Source organism: Xanthomonas sp. D-109, from assembly GCF_017746095.1.
GTDB classification, from domain to species: domain Bacteria; phylum Pseudomonadota; class Gammaproteobacteria; order Xanthomonadales; family Xanthomonadaceae; genus Xanthomonas_A; species Xanthomonas_A sacchari.
In genome coordinates, this window is sequence record NZ_JAGHWV010000001.1 from 388,605 (window position 1) to 406,810 (window position 18,206).

Sequence of the window (18,206 nt, forward strand, 5' to 3'; positions counted from 1 at the left end):
AGAGGGGCTTGTATCAACCGCCGTGATGCCGCAGTGCGGCCTGCGCCTTGCCGCGCGGCGGCGGGTCGTCCTCGCCCTCGCGTTCGTTCCAGTACGCCTGGATCTGCAGGATCTGCGGCAGGATCGCCTCGAACAGCGCGACCAGGCGCGGCTCGAACTGGCTGCCGGACTTGTCGTTGAACAGTTCCATCGCCTGCTCCAGCGTCCACGGCGCCTTGTACGGGCGCGGCGAGGTGAGGGCATCGAACACGTCGGCCACTGCCACGATCCGCGCCGATTCGGGAATCTGCGTGCCGGACACGCCGGCCGGGTAGCCGCCGCCGTCCCAGTGCTCGTGGTGGTACAGGGACACCTCGGCGGCGAGGCGGAACAGCGGCGCGCTGCTGCGGCTGAGGATGTCGTAGCCGATCCGCGGGTGCCGCTTCATCACCTGCCATTCGTCCGCATCCAGCGGCCCGGGCTTTTTCAGCACCGCATCGGGGATGCCGATCTTGCCGGTGTCGTGCATCGGCGCGGCCTGTTCCAGCAGGTCGGCGTCCTCGCGCGACCAGCCCGCGGCCAGCGCCAGCGCGCGGGCGTAGGCGGCCATGCGCCAGATGTGGGTGCCGGTATCCGAGTCGCTGTAGTGGCCGGCCATGCCCAGCATCTCGATCGCGGCACGGTGGCTGTCGGCGAGGCTGGCGGCGCTGACCAGCGACAGGTGGGTGCGCACCCGCGCGCGCAGGATGCTCGGCGAGTACGGCTTGGTGATGTAGTCGACGCCGCCGGCGTCGAAGCCGATGCTCTCGTCGGCGTCCTTGTCCTTGCCGGTGACGAAGATGATCGGGATCGCCGCGCTGCGCGCATCCTCCTTGAGGGTGCGGGCGAGGGTATAGCCGTCGACGTCGGGCAGGTCGACGTCGAGCAGGATCAGCGACGGGCGATGCTTGGCCACGCCGCGCAGCGCTTCGGCGCCGTTCTTGGCGAACACCAGCGCGTAGTCCTCGCGCAGCAACTGCCGGATCAGCGCCAGGTTGCTGGGTTCGTCGTCGACACAGAGAATGCACGGCTGGCTCATGGTGGTGTCTCGTTACGCGCGCTCAGTCATGTGCCTCGGCCAGCCATTGCCTGACCTTGGCCTCGGCCTCACGGAAGGAAAAACTCTCCAGCAACTGCTGCAGTTCGGCGGTGTGCGCCGCCGGCAGGACCGCGGCCAGTTGCCGCAGCGTGTGGTCGATGCGGTCCGGATCGTCGCTGTCCAGTACCTGCAGCACCTGGTACCAGGACGCCTGCAACGTCGCCGGGTCCGCCGCTGCGTCGGTTGCCGTCGCAGGCGTGGTGGCGATCTGGGTGGCGTCGGCGAAGCGCAGCACTTCGGCGGCGGTGTCGGCCATCGCCGCGGCCAGCGCCGCGATCTCCCCCGCGGCCTCCGCTGGCGCCGTGCTCAAGCGTTCCTCGAGGGCGGCGCTGGCGACGCTCAATGCCGGCAATGCCAGCGATCCGGCCGAGCCGCGCAACTTGTGCGCCAGCGAGACCGCCTCGCCCGGCCGCTGCGCGTCCAGCAGGGCGCGCACGCTCGCCGCCGGGTCGGGATATTCCTGCAACAGCTTCAGCAGATAGCGCCGGTACGGATCGCGCTCGCCCCAGAGCCGCTGCGCCTGGACGGTATCGAGCAACGCCGGATCGCTGACCGGCCAGTCGTCCGACGGCAGCACCGACGGCGGCAGCGCCAGCGGCAGCAACGGCAGCACCGCCAGGTTCGGCGGCAGATAACGACGGATGATCGCGATCAGGTCCTCCACCTGGAACGGTTTGGCGATGAAGTCGTTCATGCCGCTGGACAGCGCCATCTCCTGCTGCTGGCGATAGGCGCCGGCGGTCAGGGCGATCACCGGCATGCTGGCCAGCTCCGGGTCGGCGCGCAGGTGCCGGGTGGCTTCGTAGCCGTCCATGGTCGGCATCTGCACGTCCATCAGCACCACGTGGAAACGGCCGGGATCGCGCCGTAGCCGCTGCAGCGCCTGGGCGCCGTCCTGCGCCAGGTCGACCACCGCGCCTTCGCCTTCGAGGATGCGCTGCGCGACCTCGCGATTGATGTCGCTGTCGTCGACCACCAGCAAGCGGGCCCCGGCCAGGCGCGCGACGCCGTCGCCGGGCGCTGCTGCGGGCAGCTCGCCGTTGCGGCGCGCCAGCAGCATGGCGATGGTGCGCTGCAGGGCCGAGGCGGTGACCGGCTTGGTCATCACCGCATCCACGTCGGCCACGCCGGGCTGCTGCTCCTGGATCATGCGCCGTTCGTAGGCGGTGACCATGACGATGATCGGCTGCCGGTCCGGCGCCGATTGCGCGCGAATGCGCTGGGCCACGCTCAGTCCGTCCAGGTCGGGCATGCGCCAGTCCAGCAGGATCACGTCGAACTCGTCGCGTTCGGGCGCGGCCGCGGCCGCGGCCAAGGCGGCGGTGCCGCTGGACACCGCTTCCACCTGCCAGCCGAACCCGTTGGCGATGTCGGTCAGGCTGCGCCGCACCAGCTCATGGTCGTCGGCGATCAGCACCCGTCGCGCCTGCGCCGGTGCGTCGTCGTCGGCCGCTGCCGGCGCCACCGCGAACGGAATGACGAAGTAGAAATCGCTGCCTTGGCCGGGGGCGCTCTGCACTTCCAGTTGCCCGCCCATCAGCTCCACCAGGCGCCGGCTGATGGTCAGGCCCAGGCCGCTGCCGCCGTAGCGGCGGCTGGTGGAGGTGTCGGCCTGCAGGAACGGCGAGAAGATCAGGCTCTGCTTCTCGCGCGCGATGCCGATGCCGGTGTCGCGCACCGAGAACAGCAGCTTGAGTTTGCCGGGTTCGGCGCCGGGGAAGGCGCGTACCGACAGCACCACCTCGCCCTGTTCGGTGAACTTGATGGCATTGCCCACCAGGTTGATCAGCACCTGGTTCAGGCGCAGCGCGTCGCCTTGCAGCCAGCGGCAGCCCGGCGGCAGCGGCTCGACGATCATCTCCACCGGCTTGGCGCTGGTCGCCGAGGTCATCAGCGCGGCGATGTTCTCCAGCAGTTCGTTGAGGTCGAACGGCGCCGATTCCAGGTCGATGCGCCCGGACTCGATCTTGGAGAAGTCGAGGATGTCGTTGATGATCTCCAGCAGGTTGCGTGCCGACAGCTCGATCTTCTGGATCATGTCCTGCGCCGCCTGCGACAGGGCACTGTGCCGCAGCAGGTACAGCATGCCGAGGATCGCGTTCATCGGCGTGCGGATCTCGTGGCTCATGTTGGCCAGGAAATCGCTCTTGGACTGGTTGGCGGTTTCGGCCGCGTCGATGGCCAGGCGCAGCTCGCGCTCGTGGCGCTTCTGCTCGGTCAGGTCGACCGCGATGCCGAGGTAGCCGATTACCCGGTCGTCGTCGTCGCGCAGCGTGCTCAGGGTGAGCAACACCGGAAAGGCATGGCCGTCCTTGCTCAGGTAGGTCCATTCTCGGGTGTCGCTGCGTCCCAGCGTGGACAGCGCCGCCACCGATTCGAACGAGGGCTGTACCGGCATGCCCGACTGCGTGGCCATGCGTTCGGCACGCGCGGCCAGTTGCTCCGGATCCAGGAACAGGCCGGTGGCCTTGCGTCCGATCAGTTCGTGCGCGGCGTAGCCGAGCAGGGTCTCGGCGGCCGGGTTGAACAGGGTGATGACGCCGTCCGGGTCGGTGGCGACGATCGCGTAGCCGGCATTGGCCAGGATCGCGCGCTGCAGCGCCGAATAGGTGACCAGTTCACTGGTGCGCTCGGCCACCTGCTGTTCGAGCGTGGCATTGAGTTCCAGCACCCGCGCCTGCGCGCGCACCTGCTCGGTGACGTCGTGCAGCAGGTGCGAATGGCCGATGGTGCCGCCGCCGGTGCCGACGATCGGCGAGACGCTGGCCAGCACGCTGACCGCATGGCCGTCGCGGTGGCGCAGTTCGCGCACGCCGTCGCCGCCGTTGGCCGGATCGCGGATCTGCGTACCCAGCAACTGCTGCAGCGGCTGGCCGATGGCCTGCTCCGGGGTATAGCCGAAGATACGCATGGCCGCCGGGTTCCAGTGGGTCACCCGGCCGTGCAGGTCTTCGGCGACGATCGCCTCGCTGGTGCCGGCGACCAGCGCGGCCAGTTGGCTCTGCTCGCTGAGGATCAGGTCGCGGCGGCGCAGGCTGGTCAGGAACACGTACAGCAGCGCGGCCAGCAGCAGCGCGATGCCGGCGGCCAAGCCGCCGGCGAGCAGCGGGGAGATTTGATCCAGCGAGCGCACGAAGCCCGGCGTGGCCTGCACCCCGATCCGCCACTGGCGTCCGTAGACCTGGAGAGTGCGCTCGGCGGCCTGCCCGCCGGCCAGGATCGGCGTGGCGTCGTCGCGGTAGAACGGCTGTGCCGGGTTCTGGCTGTCGGCCAGGCGCAGGCGCAGCTCGTTGCTGTGATCGTCGGAGGAGGCCAGCACCTCGGCGATGTTCAGCGGTGCATAGGCCCAGCCGGTGGTGGCCTGCCAGCGCTGCTCCGGGGTCTGCAGCGGCATGCCTTCCCGGTACACCGGCAACAGCAGCAGGAAACCGCCTTGGCCCAGCCCCGGCGTCTGCACCAGGCGGATCGGCGCGGTGATGGTGGGCGCACCGGAGCGCGCCGCGGCGATCGCCGCGGCCCGCCGAGCCGGCTCGGAGGCGATGTCGAAGCCCTCGGCGGCGTTGTTGGATCGGAGCGGCTGGATATAGACGATGACGAAACGGTCGCCGTCGTGCGGGGCCAGTTCGACGATCCGCAGCGACGGCGCGCCGTCGGCGTGGGCCTGCTGCAGGAACGCCGCCTCGTCCGCGCGTGGCACCCGCTGGATGTAGCCGAAGCCGCGCACGCCGGGGAACTCGCGCAGGTAGTCGCGCGAGGCGCTGTAGCGGGCGAAACGCTCGCGCGAGATGTGCTCGCCGCCAGCGGCGATCACCGCGCCGCGCGCGCCGCGCAGGCCGTGCTCGTACATGTCCAGGCGTTGCCGCAGGTCGCTGGCCACGTGCGAGGCCAGTTGATCGAAGCGCGCCTGCGCCTGTGCGCGATTGCGCTGCTGCACGCCGTGCGCGATCAGCAGCGCGGCGAGCAGCCCGACGGCCAGCACGGCCAGGGCGGCGAGCCGCGCTAGACGCGCAGGGCCGGCGACGGGTGTCCGGCGTTGATTCGACATGCTCCCCCTTCCTTTGGCGAACGCGCGAGCGGCACGCGGCACGGATTCCCCGGTTGGTTGCGGGATGGCGTTCACGGTGGTGGCGAACGTCCCGCGGGTCGTCCCTCAACGCTAGCGCGGGCGCGGCGGTCGCGCCAGCCCTCCAGGCCGAAGAGCCGAGGCGTGTCTACACCTTGCTGCGCGGCTGGCAGGGCTGCCGCGGGCGCGCGGTCCGCCAAGCGGGGTGTCCGGGTGGCGTGGTGCGTCGGCGGCGGGCCGGCCGCTCGCGCAGCGCAGTGCATCCTTGCCAGCCACGCTCAGCCAAGCAGCGTGACGGCAGCGTGCAGCGCCAACCCGATCAATCCGCCGACCAGGGTGCCGTTGAAGCGGATGTACTGCAGGTCGCGGCCCACGCTCAGTTCCAGTTGCTCGACCAGGTGGCGTTCGTCCCAGCCCTTCACGGTCTGCGCGATGTGCTCGGTGACGCCGCTGCGCAGGCGCTGGGTCAGCCGCTCGGCGCCGCCGAGCAGGTGCTGGTTGAGCGCCTCGCGCAGGGCGGGATCCTGCGCCAGCGACTGGCCGAGCGCGCCGAGGGCACGCTGCAGGTGCTGCACCAGCGCACCGTCCTGGCGCGACAGGTCCTCGCGCAGCGCAGCATGGATCTGGTCCCACAGGCCCTGCACGTACGCCTGCACGCCGGGGTGGTCGATCAGCCGCTGCTTCAGCGCCTGCACCTTGTCGGCGGTGGCCGGATCGCTGCGCAGCCGTTCCACGTAACCGCCGAGCCAGCGCTCGTAGTCCTGGCGCAGCGGGTGCTGCGGCTGCGACAGCACCTCCTGCAGTTCCTCCAGCAGCGCATGCGCCAGGCGCTCGGCGAGGGTGTCGGCGATGCCCTCGACCGGCTTCACCCACTCCACGGTGCCGACCAGCTTGGGCCACTCGCGGCGCGCGTACTTGACGATCATCTCCGACACCCGCTGCTTGACCGCGGCATCGTCCAGGTGCCGGCCGAGCCGGGTCAGCGCTTCGTCGAGCAGGGCATGGTGGCGGCCGTCGGCGGTGAGCAGGCCGAGCAGCTCGCCGGCGGTGGCGGCGGCGTCCCAGTCGCGCAGCCGCGCGACCACGAAGCCGTGGATGCGACGCCGCACGGCCGCTTCGTCGAGCAGATCCAGCGCCTGCAGCGCCCAGCCGCGGGCGAGGTCGGCCAGCCGTGCGGACTGCGCCGGTTCGGCCAGCCACTGGCCCAGCCGTGCCGCCGGATCGAAGGCGCTGAGCTTGGCCAGCAGCGCGGCCGGCTCCAGGAACTGATCGCGCACGAACACGGCCAGGCTGTCGGCGATGCGCGCCTTGCCGTGCGGGATGATCGCCGTGTGCGGAATCGGCAGGCCCAGCGGGTGCCGGAATAGCGCCACCACCGCGAACCAGTCGGCCAGCGCACCGACCGTGGCCGCTTCGCAGAAGGCGCCGATCCAGGCCCACACGCCGTGCAGGCCCATGGCATGGCTGAGCAGGAAGCCACACAGCATCGCCAGCAGCAACAGCGCCGCCAGCAGCTTCATGCGCCGCAACTGTGCGCGGCGCGGATCGGGGGGCAGGGGAAGGCCGGGAGACACGCTCATGCGGCCGAGTCTACGCAGTGCGCGGTGAGCGCGGTTGCATGCGCGGCGCCCCGGTATCCGGCCGGGGCAGGGATGGCCGGTGCGCGTGGATCAGTCCGAGAGCTGCGCGCGCAGTGCCGCCAGTTCCTCGCGCAGCGCCTGGTTCTCGGCTTCGAGCGCAGCCACGCGCTGACGCAGCGCGGCCGTCGTGTCGCCCTCGGCATCCGCCGCCAGGGCCGCGTCCTCGAGGGCGTCCGCAGGCGCCGGCTTGGGCTTGCGCTTTGACTCGCGGGCGCGCTTGGCGGCTTGCTTCAGTTCGTCCTTGCCGGCCATCGCCGCGGCGCGCTGTTCCTCTTCGGGCAGGCTGGCCACCGCCGCGGCGGCGTTGATCGAGATCGCACCGGATTTGACCGCCTCGACCACTTCGGCGGCGGCCTGCTTCTGGATCTTCTCGATCTGCACCACCTGGCTGTTGCTGAGCCGCGCCACGCGCGCCAGTTCGGCGCGGCTGAGCGGTGCCGGTGCGTCGGCCCAGGGCGGCGTGTCGGTGTCGTTGGCGGCCTCGGCAGCCGCATCCGGGTCAGTGGCGTCGGCCGCGGGAGCATCCGCGGCGGCCGCGCTGGCGCGCCGCTCGGCGAGGATCTCGCGCTTGCGCAGCGCCAGCACGCCGCGCTGGAAGTCGGAGACGCTGCGCCGGCCCAGGTGCTGGTCGATCATCCACAGGTGCACGTCCTGCAGCGACTGGAAGCGGGTGTTCTGCACGGTCTGGAACGGCAACCCGTGCTTCTGGCAGATGCCGTAGCGGTTGTGCCCGTCGACCAGGATGTCGCCCCACAACACCAGCGCGTCGCGGCAGCCCTCGGCCAGCAGGCTGCGTTCCAGGGCGGCGTATTCGTCGGCGGTCAGCGGATCGATATAGGCCTTGAGGTCTTCTTTGACAACGATGTTCATCAACGGGCGGTACGGCGTGGCGACGGGGGCGGCATTGTAGAGGCCGGGAATCGGGAGCGGGGAATCGGGAATGGCAACAGCGTGTGTCGCGGCCGCATGGCCTGAGTCGTTCGCGCATGCGGCGCTTTGCGATTCCCTATTCCCGTTTCCCCATTCCCGGCTTCACCCCACCACCACCTCACTGATCTGCATCACCGGCGTCAGGTCGGTGTAGTTCTTGATGTCGCCGAGGATCTCCTCCGCGTGCGGGCCAAAGCCGGCCTGGAAGGCCTCCACCGACTCGCTGAAGATGTGGCACATGCCGACGTAGGTCGGGTCGCTGCCCGGGGTGCCGCCGGACAGGCCCTTGTCCACGGTGTAGCGCAGGCAGGCCGCGCCCATGCGCGCCTGCAGCAGCGGCATGTGCGTGTCGCGGTAGTAGGCATGGTCGAAACGGGCGCCTGGCGTGTACGGGTACATCACGCTGACCTTGATCATGGAGCGGCTCCTGTGGCGGCGGCGGACCCCGGCCGGGTGCCGGGGTGGCGCAAGGCTACACCCGGGTAAGGCCGGCGCGTGTTGCGCTGCGGCGGGCGCAGGGCCGGGAATGGGGAGTCGGGAATGGGGAATGGCAACAGCAACAGCAAGGGATGCGCCTGCCCGTCGACCGGTGCGCGCCGGGACGCTTTTGCGATTCCCTATTCCCGATTCTCCATTCCCGGCTTCATCGCCTACCGCATCGTCGGCATCGCGAACTCGGCGCCGCCCGCGGCCTCGGGCCAGCGTGCGGTGACGGTCTTGAGCCGGGTGTAGAAGCGCACCCCGTCCGGGCCATGCACGTGCAGTGGCCCGAACAGCGAGCGCTTCCAGCCGCCGAAGCTGTGGAAGGCCATCGGCACCGGGATCGGCACGTTGATGCCGACCATGCCGGCCTGCACCTGCCGTGCGAACGCACGCGCCGCGCCGCCGTCGCGGGTGAACACCGCCGCGCCGTTGCCGTAGTCGTGGTCGGCGATCAGGCGCAGCGCAGCGGCGGCGTCGGCCACCCGCACCACGCACAGCACCGGGCCGAAGATCTCCTCGCGGTAGATGCGCATGTCGCTGCGCACGTGGTCGAACAGGCTGCCGCCGAGGAAGAAGCCGTCCGGGTGGCCGGCCGCGCCCGCCGGGCGGCCGTCGACCACCAGGCGTGCGCCCTCGGCCACGCCGCTGTGGAGGTAACCGAGCACGCGCTCGCGGTGCGCAGCGCTCACCAGCGGGCCCATGTCCGGCTCGTCGCGGCCGCCCTCGGCGCAGCCGGGGCCCAGGCGCAGTGCGGCCACGCGCGGCGCGAGCTTGGCCACCAGCGCATCGGCCAGCGCATCGCCCACGCACACCGCCACCGAGATCGCCATGCAGCGTTCGCCGGCCGAGCCGTAGCCGGCGCCGAGCAGGGCATCGGCGACGTCGTCTAGGTCGGCATCCGGCAGCACCACCAGGTGATTCTTGGCACCGCCCAGCGCCTGCACGCGCTTGCCCAGCGCACTGCCGCGCGCGTACAGGTCGGCGGCCACCGCGGTGGAGCCGACGAAGCTCAGCGCCTGCACCTGCGGGTGCGTCAGCAGCGCATCCACCGCCGGCTTGGCGCCGTGCACCACGTTGCACACGCCGGCCGGCAACCCGGCCTCGTGCAGCCATTCGGCCAGGTGCAGCGAGGCCGAAGGCGCGTGTTCGGAAGGCTTGAGCACGAAGCTGTTGCCGCAGGCCAATGCCACCGGCAGCATCCACAGCGGCACCATCGCCGGGAAGTTGAACGGGGTGACGCCGGCGACCACGCCCAGCGGCGCGTACTCGCTCCACGCATCCACGCCGCGACCGACGTCGTGCGAATGCTCGCCCTTGAGCAGGTGCGGGATGCCGCAGGCGAACTCCACTACCTCCATGCCGCGGACCACTTCGCCGCGCGCATCGGTGACGGTCTTGCCGTGCTCGGCGCTGATACAGCGGGCCAGGGCGTCGGTGTGGCGTTCCAGCAGCGCGCGGAAGCGGAACAGCACCCGCGCGCGCTGCAGCGGCGGCGTCGCCGCCCAGTCGGGAAAAGCGGTACTGGCGGCGCGCACCGCCATCTCCACCGCATGCGCGGCGCCCAGCGGCACGTGGCGCTGGACGGCGCCTGTCGCCGGGTCGAAGACCTCGGCGTGTTCGTCGCCCCGGAACGCGACCGGCTGGCCATCGATGTAGTGGGACAGGATCTCGCCCATCGTGTTCGGTCCTTGCATTGAAATCGTCAGCCCAGCGCGTCCAGCGGCCGCACGAAGTCCTGGCCCAGGGCCTGCGCCACCGCGCGGTGGGTGAGCTTGCCGGCGTGCACGTTGAGGCCGTTGCGCAGGTCCTGGTCGTCGCGCAGCGCCTGCAGCCCGTGTTCGGCCAGCAGCAGCACGAACGGCAGGGTGGCGTTGGTCAAGGCGAAGGTGGAGGTGCGGGCGACGCCGCCGGGCATGTTGGCCACGCAGTAGTGCACGATGCCGTCGACCTCGTAGGTCGGCTGCTGGTGCGTGGTCGGGTGGCTGGTCTCGAAGCAGCCGCCCTGGTCGATCGCCACGTCCACCAGCACCGAGCCGGGCCGCAGCAGCGCCAGTTGATCGCGCGACACCAGCTTGGGTGCGGCGGCGCCGGGGATCAGCACCGCGCCGATCACCAGGTCGGTGTGCGGCAGGCACTGCTCGATCGCATCGCGGGTGGAGTACAGCGTGGTCAGTTGCTGGCCGTAGAGTTCGTCCAGGTACTTGAGCCGCTCCAGCGAGCGGTCCAGCACGGTCACCCGCGCGTGCAGGCCCATCGCCATGCGCGCGGCGTTGATGCCGACCACGCCGCCGCCGATCACCAGCACCTGCGCCGGCTTGACCCCGGGCACACCGCCGAGCAGCACGCCGGAGCCGCCCTGCGCCTTCTCCAGCGCATGCGCGCCGGCCTGGATCGCCATGCGCCCGGCCACCTCGCTCATCGGCGCCAGCAGCGGCAGGCCGCCGTGGCCGTCGGTGACGGTCTCGTAGGCGATGGCGGTGCAGCCGGAGCGCTGCAGCGCCGCGGCCTGCTGCGGATCCGGCGCCAGGTGCAGATAGGTGAACAGCAATTGCCCGGGGCGCAGCATCGCGCATTCCTCCGGCTGCGGTTCCTTGACCTTGACGATCATCTCGGCCTGCGCGAACACGCTGGCCGCATCCTCGGCGATGCGTGCGCCAGCGCGTTCGTACTCGGCATCGGTGAGGCCGATGGCCTGGCCGCCGCCGCGCTGCACCAGCACCTGGTGGCCGTGCAGCACCAGTTCGCGCACCCCGGACGGGGTCAGCCCGATCCGGTATTCGTGGTTCTTGATCTCTTTCGGAACGCCGACCAGCATGAGCGGTTCTCCAGGCAGACGCGGCGCGTGGGGAGCGCGGGCGGTGGGTTGGGTGAGGGAGGGGTCAGGGTGTGCTGCGGATCATGTCCGCCAGCACCGCGAAGATGCGCTCGATGTGCGCGGGTTCGACGATCAGCGGCGGCGACAGCGCGATGGTGTCGCCGGTGACGCGGATCAGCAGGTCGCCTTCGTGGAAGCAGCGCTCGAAGATCTCGTAGGCGCGCGCGCCGGGCGCACCCTTGCGCGGCGCGAGTTCGATCGCGCCGATCAGGCCGAAGTTGCGGATGTCGATGACGTGCGGCAGATCGCGCAGCCGATGGATGGCTTCCTCCCACACCGGGCCCAGTTCGATCGCCTTGTCGAACAATTGCTCCTCGGCGTAGGTGTCCAGCGTCGCCAGCGCCGCGGCACAGGCCAGCGGATGGCCGGAGTAGGTGTAGCCGTGGAACAGGTCGATGGCGTTGGCCGGGCCGTGCGCGAAGGCCTCGTGGATGGCGTGGGACACGAACACCGCGCCCATCGGCACGCAGCCGTTGGTCAGCCCCTTGGCGGTCGTCATCATGTCCGGGGTCACCCCGAAGCGCTGCGCGGCGAAGGCGTGGCCGACGCGGCCGTAGCCGGTGATGACCTCGTCGAAGATCAGCAGGATGCCGTGCTTGTCGCACAGTTCGCGGATGCGCTGCAGGTAGCCGTGCGGCGGCAGCACCACCCCGGCCGAGCCGGAGATCGGTTCGATGATCACCGCGGCGATGGTGGAGGCGTCGTGCAGCGTCACCAGCCGCTCCAGGTCCTCGGCCAGTTCCGCGCCATGCGTCGGCAGGCCGCGCGAGAACGCATTGCGCTCCAGGTCGAGCGTGTGCCGCAGATGGTCCACGCCCGGCAGCAGCGGGCCGAACGCCTTGCGGTTGTTCGGCAGGCCACCGACCGAGATGCCGCCGAAGCCGACGCCGTGGTAGCCCTTCTCGCGGCCGATGAAGCGGGTGCGCTGGCCCTCGCCGCGGGCGCGGTGGTAGGCCAGCGCGATCTTCAGCGCGGTATCCACCGACTCGGAGCCGGAGTTGGTGTAGAACACGTGGTCCAGGCCCGGCGGCGCCAGCTCCACCAGGCGTTCGGCGAGCACGAACGGCAGCGGCGAGCCCATCTGGAAGGTCGGCGCGAAATCCAGCGTGGCGATCTGCCGCGCCACCGCCTCGACGATGCGCGGCCGCGCGTGGCCGGCGTTGCAGCACCACAGGCCGGCGGTGCCGTCGAGGATCTGGCGCCCGTCCACGCTGCGGTAGTGCATGCCCTCGGCCGAGGCCAGCAGCCGCGGCCGCGCCTTGAACTGGCGGTTGGCGGTGAACGGCATCCAGAACGCCTCCAGCGTGTCCGGCTCGCGGGTCGCCTGCGCGGCGTAGTGGTCGGACAGCGCCTGGGGCGAGAGGGGCGGCTGAGGGCGCATCGCAGGCTCCACGCGAGGGATGTTGAAAAAACTTTACACCATGCCGCTGTGCGAGGGGTGACCCGGCATGGCGCAGTTCGCGCGAGCGGTACCGGCATTTCCTGGTTGCGCCGCAGCACCGGCGCGCGGCGCGAAATTGACCGCCGGGGGCGGGTGTGTAAAGTATCCGGCAACACCGTCACCGGCGTTCCCCCGCGATGGACATCGGCGCCCGCCTGCATCGGGTTCGCACCGCCCATGGCCTGAGCCAGCGCGAGCTGGCCAAGCGGGTGGGCGTGACCAACAGCACCATCTCGCTGATCGAGCAGAACAAGGTCAGCCCGTCGGTGAGTTCGCTGAAGAAGGTGCTGGATGGCATCCCGATCTCGCTGGCCGAATTCTTCACCCAGGACCTGGACCCGGGCGAGGCCGATGCGCCGTTCTACCGCGCCGACGAACTGCCCGACGTCGGCAGCGACGGCATCCATTACTACCTGGTCGGCCAGCATCGCCCGCAGCGGCAGATGTGCATCCTGCGCGAGGTGATGCCGCCGGGCAGCGACACCGGCAGCGCGATGCTGGTGCACGACGGCGAAGAGGGCGGGGTGGTGGTGGCCGGCGAGGTGGAGATCACCGTCGGCAGTCAGGTGCGGGTGCTGCGCGCCGGCGAGGGCTACTATTTCGAAAGCCGGGTGCCGCACCGGTTCCGCAACGTCGGCCGCGACACCGCGGTGCTGGTCAGCGCCAATACGCCGGCCACGTTCTGAATCGCATGCGCGCCGCGCCGCCGCCCGCCGTCGCGTCCTTCCGATCCTTCCGCCGCCGCAGGAGTTCCCGATGACCGCACCCCGCACCCGCGACGCCTGGCAGGCGCTGGCCGACACGCTGCGTCCGCGGACCCAGGCCTTCATCGACGGCCGCTACGTCGACGCCGTCAGCGGCAAGACCTTCGACTGCGTCAGCCCGATCGACGGCCGCCTGCTCGGCCACGTCGCCGAGGGCGAGGCCGCGGACATCGACCGCGCGGTGGCCGCGGCGCGGCGCAGCTTCGAGGCCGGGCACTGGTCGCAGGCCAAGCCGGCGCAGCGCAAGAAGACCCTGCTGGCGCTGGCCCAGTTGGTCGAACGCCATGCCGACGAACTGGCGTTGCTGGAATCGCTGGACATGGGCAAGCCGGTGCGCGATGCGCGCGCAGTGGACCTGGCGGCGACGGTGCGCTGCCTGTCCTGGACCGCCGAAGCGGTGGACAAGCTCTACGGCGAAGTGGCGCCGACCGGACAGGACGAACTGGGCCTCATCACCCGCGAGCCGCTGGGCGTGGTCGGCGCGATCGTGCCGTGGAATTTCCCGTTGCTGATGGCGGCGTGGAAGATCGCCCCGGCCCTGGCCGCGGGCAACTCGGTGGTGCTCAAGCCGTCGGAGAAATCGCCGCTGAGCGCGCTGCGCCTGGCCGAGCTGGTGGCCGAGGCGGGCATTCCCGACGGCGTGTTCAACGTCGTGCCCGGCTTCGGCAAGGGCGCCGGCGAGCCGCTGGCGCTGCACATGGACGTGGACGGGCTGGTGTTCACTGGCTCCACAGCGGTCGGGCGGCGCCTGCTGCAGTGCGCCGGGCTGTCGAACATGAAGCGCGCCTACATGGAATGCGGCGGCAAGAGCCCGAATCTGGTGTTCGCCGATGCACCGGACCTGGAGCAGGCGGCGCAGGCCGCGGCTGCGGCGATCTTCTACAACCAGGGCGAGGTCTGCACCGCCGCCTCGCGGCTGCTGGTGGAGCGTTCGATCAAGGACGGCTTCGTCGAACGCGTGGTCGCCGCCGGCCGCGCGCTGCAGCCGCGGCATCCGTTCGACGACGACGCGGCGATGGGCGCGCTGGTGGACGAGACCCAGACCCACCGCGTGCTCGACTACATCGCCCGCGGCAACGCCGAAGGCGCGCGCCTGCTGCTCGGCGGCAAGCGCGTGGAGGTGGTGCCCGGCGGCTGCTACGTGGAGCCGACCATCTTCGACGAGGTCGGCCACGAACACACCATCGCCCGCGAGGAGATCTTCGGCCCGGTGCTGTCGGTGATCGCCTTCGACGACGAGGCGCACGCCCTGCGCATGGCCAACGACAGCGACTACGGCCTGGCGGCGGGCGTCTGGACCCGCGACATCGGCCGCGCGCACCGCGTGGCGCGCAAGCTGCGTGCCGGCAGCGTGTGGGTGAACTACTGGGATGGCGGCGACATGACCGCCCCGTTCGGCGGCTACAAGCAATCGGGCAACGGCCGCGACAAGTCGCTGCACGCCTTCGACAAGTACACGGAGATGAAGGCGACCTGGATCAAGCTGGGTGAGTAGCCCGGAGCGGGGATTGGAGATTGGGGATTCGGGATTGGTGAAAAGCGGGGTTGCGGCTGCGGATGTCGTAGGAGCGGCTTCAGCCGCGACGGGCTTTCCCGGTAACCCTCATCGCGGCTGAAGCCGCTCTTACGGAACAGGTGGTGTTCTAGAGCGCGGCGCAGCCACTCATTCCCAATCCCGACTCCCCAATCCCGGCTCCCGCTCCACCCGGCACGCAAAACAGCCCTGTCGCGCATGATGCAGGTGCAGGTAATGCACCTGCGGGTCGGCGAAGGCGCAGGCGATCGCGGTGGCGATGCGTTCGCCGGGCTGCACGTCGGCGGCGATCAGCAGGTCATCGGCGTCGTAGCCGCGCAGCGAGATCAGGCGGCGGACGATGGCATCGGGCACCTCGCCCGGCGCTGGCGTGGCAGTGGCGACGTCGCGGCGCACGTAGATCGGGCCGGCGGCGCGGTACGGCGTCTGCGCGGGTTGGTGCAGGTAGTGCAGCAACAGCAGTTCCTCGCCGGGCCGCGCGTCCTCCAGGCTGATCCTGCACGGATAGCCGAGCGCGCTGTCGGCGCGCAGGCGCCGCGCGTGGTGCGCCTGCAGGTGCGCGTCGTCGAGCTCGAACAGGGGAGCGAACTGGGCGGCCGGCAGGCCGACGCAACGGAAGCTGGACATGGAGGCTCCGGGAACGGATGGAGCGCGCAGCGTGCCGTTCGCGCTGATGTCGTGCTGGCCGCATTCGGACGCGGCATTGGCCATGTGCCCGTGCGCGGTGCGTCGCCGCCAGGGTCGGCGACACGCCATGATGTCGCGGACGCGCCGCCGGGACGGCGCGCCTCGCGCCTTCAGCGCGGAACGTAAGCGGCGAAATCGACCGGATGCCGCGGATCGGCCGACTGCACCTGGTCGCCGTCCTTGACCAGCGCCTCGGCGTCGGGCGCAGGATTCGGGTTCATCTCCCAGCGCTGCTGGATGCGCTTGTGGAAGAGCCACTGCTTGCGCTGCGCGTCGTAGCGAAAGGTGATGAAGTCGGTCCAGTGCTGGCCGCAGGAGACCCCGTTCTGCACGGTGAAATAGCGGCCCTTGGCGGCGAACGGGTCCTCGCTATCGGTGAACGGGTCGCACTGGCCACCCTCGTCGCGCTTGAGGATCACCCGGTCGTTGCGCGCCGCCAGCCGGTAGTGGCCATCGCCCTGCTGCACGAAGATCAGCAACGGTCGGGCCGGCGCCGGATCGCGTTGCGCCTCGCCGCGCTGCTGCAGCGCGAGCAGGTAGTCGGCGCGGCCGTCGCCATCGAGATCGGCCTGCAATTGCGCCAGCGGCTGGTAGCCGGCCGGCACCTGGCGCAGCACGTCGGCGGGCAGGTCGGCTGCATGGGCGAGATGGCTGCCGAGCAGCAGGGTGGCGGCGACGCCGAGGCGGGACAGGACGGGCATGGACGTTTCGCAGGCGAAGGGGGCGCAAGCCTAACCGACCCGCTTGCAGGAGCGGAATCACGCATCGGCCGGCGTCCTGTGTGCTGGTGGATCGTGGGGCACGCGTCCGCCCTCGTGCGCCAGCGCACGGCGGCTGTGTGCTGGCGGGCGCGGCGGCGACGCGCGTTTTGTAATACCCTCGGTCCGTCCGGTGGTCCGTTATGGCGCCGTTCAGCAAGCGGGATGGCGGAGATGCCGCAGGCGCTCCGCCGCAACCAGGGGGCCACGTCTCGGAGGAAACAACTGCATGAACGAACCGCACCGCATCGTTGGCTCCGTGCCGGCCGATCACGCCGGCCTGCTCTCGAAGGAACGCATCGTCGCCCAGCCCGGGTTCAATCGCTGGCTGGTGCCGCCGGCGGCGCTGGCCATCCATCTGTGCATCGGCATGGCCTACGGCTTCAGTGTGTTCTGGTTGCCGTTGTCCAAGGCGCTGGGCGTCACCGCGGCGGTGGCCTGTCCGCCCGACATGGGCTTCCTGGCGCGCATCGTCTCGGCCAGTTGCGACTGGAAGATCAGCGAGCTGCAGTGGATGTACACGCTGTTCTTCGTGTTGCTGGGCTGCTCGGCGGCGCTGTGGGGCGGCTGGCTGGAACGCGCCGGCCCGCGCAAGGCCGGCGTGGTCGCGGCGCTGTGCTGGTGCGGCGGCCTGGTGATCTCGGCGCTGGGCATCCACCTGCACCAGATCTGGCTGCTGTGGCTGGGCTCGGGCGTGATCGGCGGCATCGGCCTGGGGCTGGGCTACATCTCGCCGGTGTCCACGCTGATCAAGTGGTTCCCGGACCGCCGCGGCATGGCCACCGGCATGGCGATCATGGGCTTCGGCGGCGGCGCGATGATCGGCAGCCCGCTGGCCGACGCGCTGATGCGGCATTTCGCCGGCCCCGACTCGGTGGGCGTGAAGGAAACCTTCCTGGTCATGGCCGGGCTGTATTTCGTGTTCATGATGGCCGGCGCGTTCGGCTACCGGGTGCCGCCGAGCGGCTGGACCCCGGCCGGCTGGACCGCGCCAACGGCCAGCGCCAATGCCATGATCACCGCCCATCACGTGCACGTGCGCAAGGTCTGGGGCATTCCGCAGTTCTGGCTGCTGTGGGGCGTGCTGTGCCTGAACGTGTCGGCCGGTATCGGCGTGATCGGCATGGCCTCGCCGATGCTGCAGGAAGTGTTCGGCGGCCGCCTGATCGGCGTCGATGCCGGTTTCGCCAGCCTCGACACCACGCAGTTGGCGGCCATCGCCGCCATCGCCGCCGGCTTCACCGGCCTGCTGAGCCTGTTCAACATCGGCGGGCGCTTCTTCTGGGCCAGCATGTCCGACAAGCTCGGCCGCAAGCACACCTACACGGTGTTCTTCGTGCTCGGCATCGCCCTGTACGCGGCTGCGCCGTGGGCCGGCAAGTTCGGTGGCAGTGCGTTGTTCGTCGGCATCTTCTGCGTGATCGTGTCGATGTACGGCGGCGGCTTCGCCACCATTCCGGCCTACCTGGCCGACCTGTTCGGCACGCAGATGGTCGGCGCCATCCATGGCCGCCTGCTGACCGCCTGGGCCACCGCCGGCATCCTCGGCCCGGTGGTGGTGGGTTACATGCGCGAGTACCAGTTGGGCATGGGCGTGCCGCCGTCACAGGTGTACAACACCACCATGTACATCCTTGCCGGGATGCTGGTGCTGGGCCTGATCTGCAACCTGCTGGTACGGCCGGTCGCGGCCAGGCACTTCATGACGCCGGAGGAACTGGCGGCGGAGAAGCGGCTGGCGCACGAGCGGGTCGGCGGCAGCGGGCAGACGGCGCCGGACGCGGCGCAGCTGGCGCAGGTCGGCCGCGGCGGCAACCCGTTGTGGCTGGTGCTGGCCTGGCTGGCGGTCGGGGTGCCGATGCTGTGGGGCATCTGGGTCACCCTGCAGAAGGCGTTCGTGCTGTTCCACTGAGT

The 18,206-nt window shown here is 70.5% G+C and carries 13 protein-coding genes; 3 read left to right on the forward strand and 10 right to left on the reverse strand.

Annotated elements, in window-relative coordinates:
- Positions 1-13 precede the first annotated feature (13 nt).
- The 8 genes from J7357_RS01635 to J7357_RS01670 all read right to left on the reverse strand — a co-directional run bounded on the left by J7357_RS01635 (position 14) and on the right by J7357_RS01670 (position 12,489).
- The gene (locus J7357_RS01635; RefSeq protein WP_209244378.1) at positions 14-1,057 is read right to left on the reverse strand and encodes an HD domain-containing phosphohydrolase; all 1,044 of its coding nucleotides are present in this window, start codon (positions 1,055-1,057) and stop codon (positions 14-16) included.
- A gap of 22 nt (positions 1,058-1,079) precedes the next feature.
- Entirely contained in the window at positions 1,080-5,162 is a 4,083-nt protein-coding gene (locus tag J7357_RS01640) for a CHASE domain-containing protein (protein WP_209244380.1), read from the reverse strand.
- Between the two features lie 296 nt (positions 5,163-5,458).
- Positions 5,459-6,700, reverse strand: coding sequence for a DUF445 domain-containing protein (locus J7357_RS01645; RefSeq protein ID WP_209244880.1), 1,242 nt, complete (start codon positions 6,698-6,700; stop codon positions 5,459-5,461).
- Between the two features lie 150 nt (positions 6,701-6,850).
- Positions 6,851-7,690, reverse strand: a complete 840-nt coding sequence (locus J7357_RS01650) for a plasmid replication/partition related protein (protein WP_209244382.1) — start codon at positions 7,688-7,690, stop codon at positions 6,851-6,853.
- Positions 7,691-7,852: 162 nt separating this feature from the next.
- On the reverse strand, positions 7,853-8,167 hold the full coding sequence (locus J7357_RS01655) for an EthD family reductase (RefSeq protein ID WP_017908811.1): 315 nt from the start codon (positions 8,165-8,167) through the stop codon (positions 7,853-7,855).
- A gap of 233 nt (positions 8,168-8,400) precedes the next feature.
- Positions 8,401-9,909 (reverse strand): CoA-acylating methylmalonate-semialdehyde dehydrogenase, encoded by a 1,509-nt coding sequence (locus J7357_RS01660; RefSeq protein ID WP_209244384.1) that lies wholly within the window; start codon positions 9,907-9,909, stop codon positions 8,401-8,403.
- Between the two features lie 26 nt (positions 9,910-9,935).
- The gene (gene ald, locus J7357_RS01665) at positions 9,936-11,048 is read right to left on the reverse strand and encodes an alanine dehydrogenase (RefSeq protein ID WP_010343948.1); all 1,113 of its coding nucleotides are present in this window, start codon (positions 11,046-11,048) and stop codon (positions 9,936-9,938) included.
- A 64-nt stretch (positions 11,049-11,112) separates the two neighbouring features.
- Positions 11,113-12,489, reverse strand: a complete 1,377-nt coding sequence (locus J7357_RS01670; protein ID WP_209244385.1) for an aspartate aminotransferase family protein — start codon at positions 12,487-12,489, stop codon at positions 11,113-11,115.
- Positions 12,490-12,686: 197 nt separating this feature from the next.
- On the opposite strand from J7357_RS01670, the gene J7357_RS01675 reads away from it, so the two are divergent.
- Both J7357_RS01675 and J7357_RS01680 read left to right on the forward strand, forming a co-directional pair.
- A complete protein-coding gene (locus tag J7357_RS01675) occupies positions 12,687-13,235 on the forward strand; it encodes a cupin domain-containing protein (RefSeq protein WP_010343946.1) in 549 nt (182 codons plus the stop codon).
- Positions 13,236-13,305: 70 nt separating this feature from the next.
- Positions 13,306-14,808 (forward strand): aldehyde dehydrogenase, encoded by a 1,503-nt coding sequence (locus tag J7357_RS01680; protein WP_209244387.1) that lies wholly within the window; start codon positions 13,306-13,308, stop codon positions 14,806-14,808.
- A gap of 168 nt (positions 14,809-14,976) precedes the next feature.
- On the opposite strand, the gene J7357_RS01685 is transcribed toward J7357_RS01680, so the two are convergent.
- Both J7357_RS01685 and J7357_RS01690 read right to left on the reverse strand, forming a co-directional pair.
- A complete protein-coding gene (locus J7357_RS01685; protein ID WP_209244389.1) occupies positions 14,977-15,474 on the reverse strand; it encodes a DUF1203 domain-containing protein in 498 nt (165 codons plus the stop codon).
- Between the two features lie 170 nt (positions 15,475-15,644).
- Positions 15,645-16,235: a hypothetical protein gene (locus tag J7357_RS01690; protein WP_209244391.1), complete on the reverse strand. Its 591-nt coding sequence runs from the start codon at positions 16,233-16,235 to the stop codon at positions 15,645-15,647.
- Positions 16,236-16,521: 286 nt separating this feature from the next.
- Between J7357_RS01690 and J7357_RS01695 the strand changes: the two genes are divergently transcribed.
- Complete coding sequence (locus J7357_RS01695) at positions 16,522-18,204, forward strand: OFA family MFS transporter (RefSeq protein ID WP_209244393.1); 1,683 nt, start codon at positions 16,522-16,524, stop codon at positions 18,202-18,204.
- Positions 18,205-18,206 lie beyond the last annotated feature (2 nt).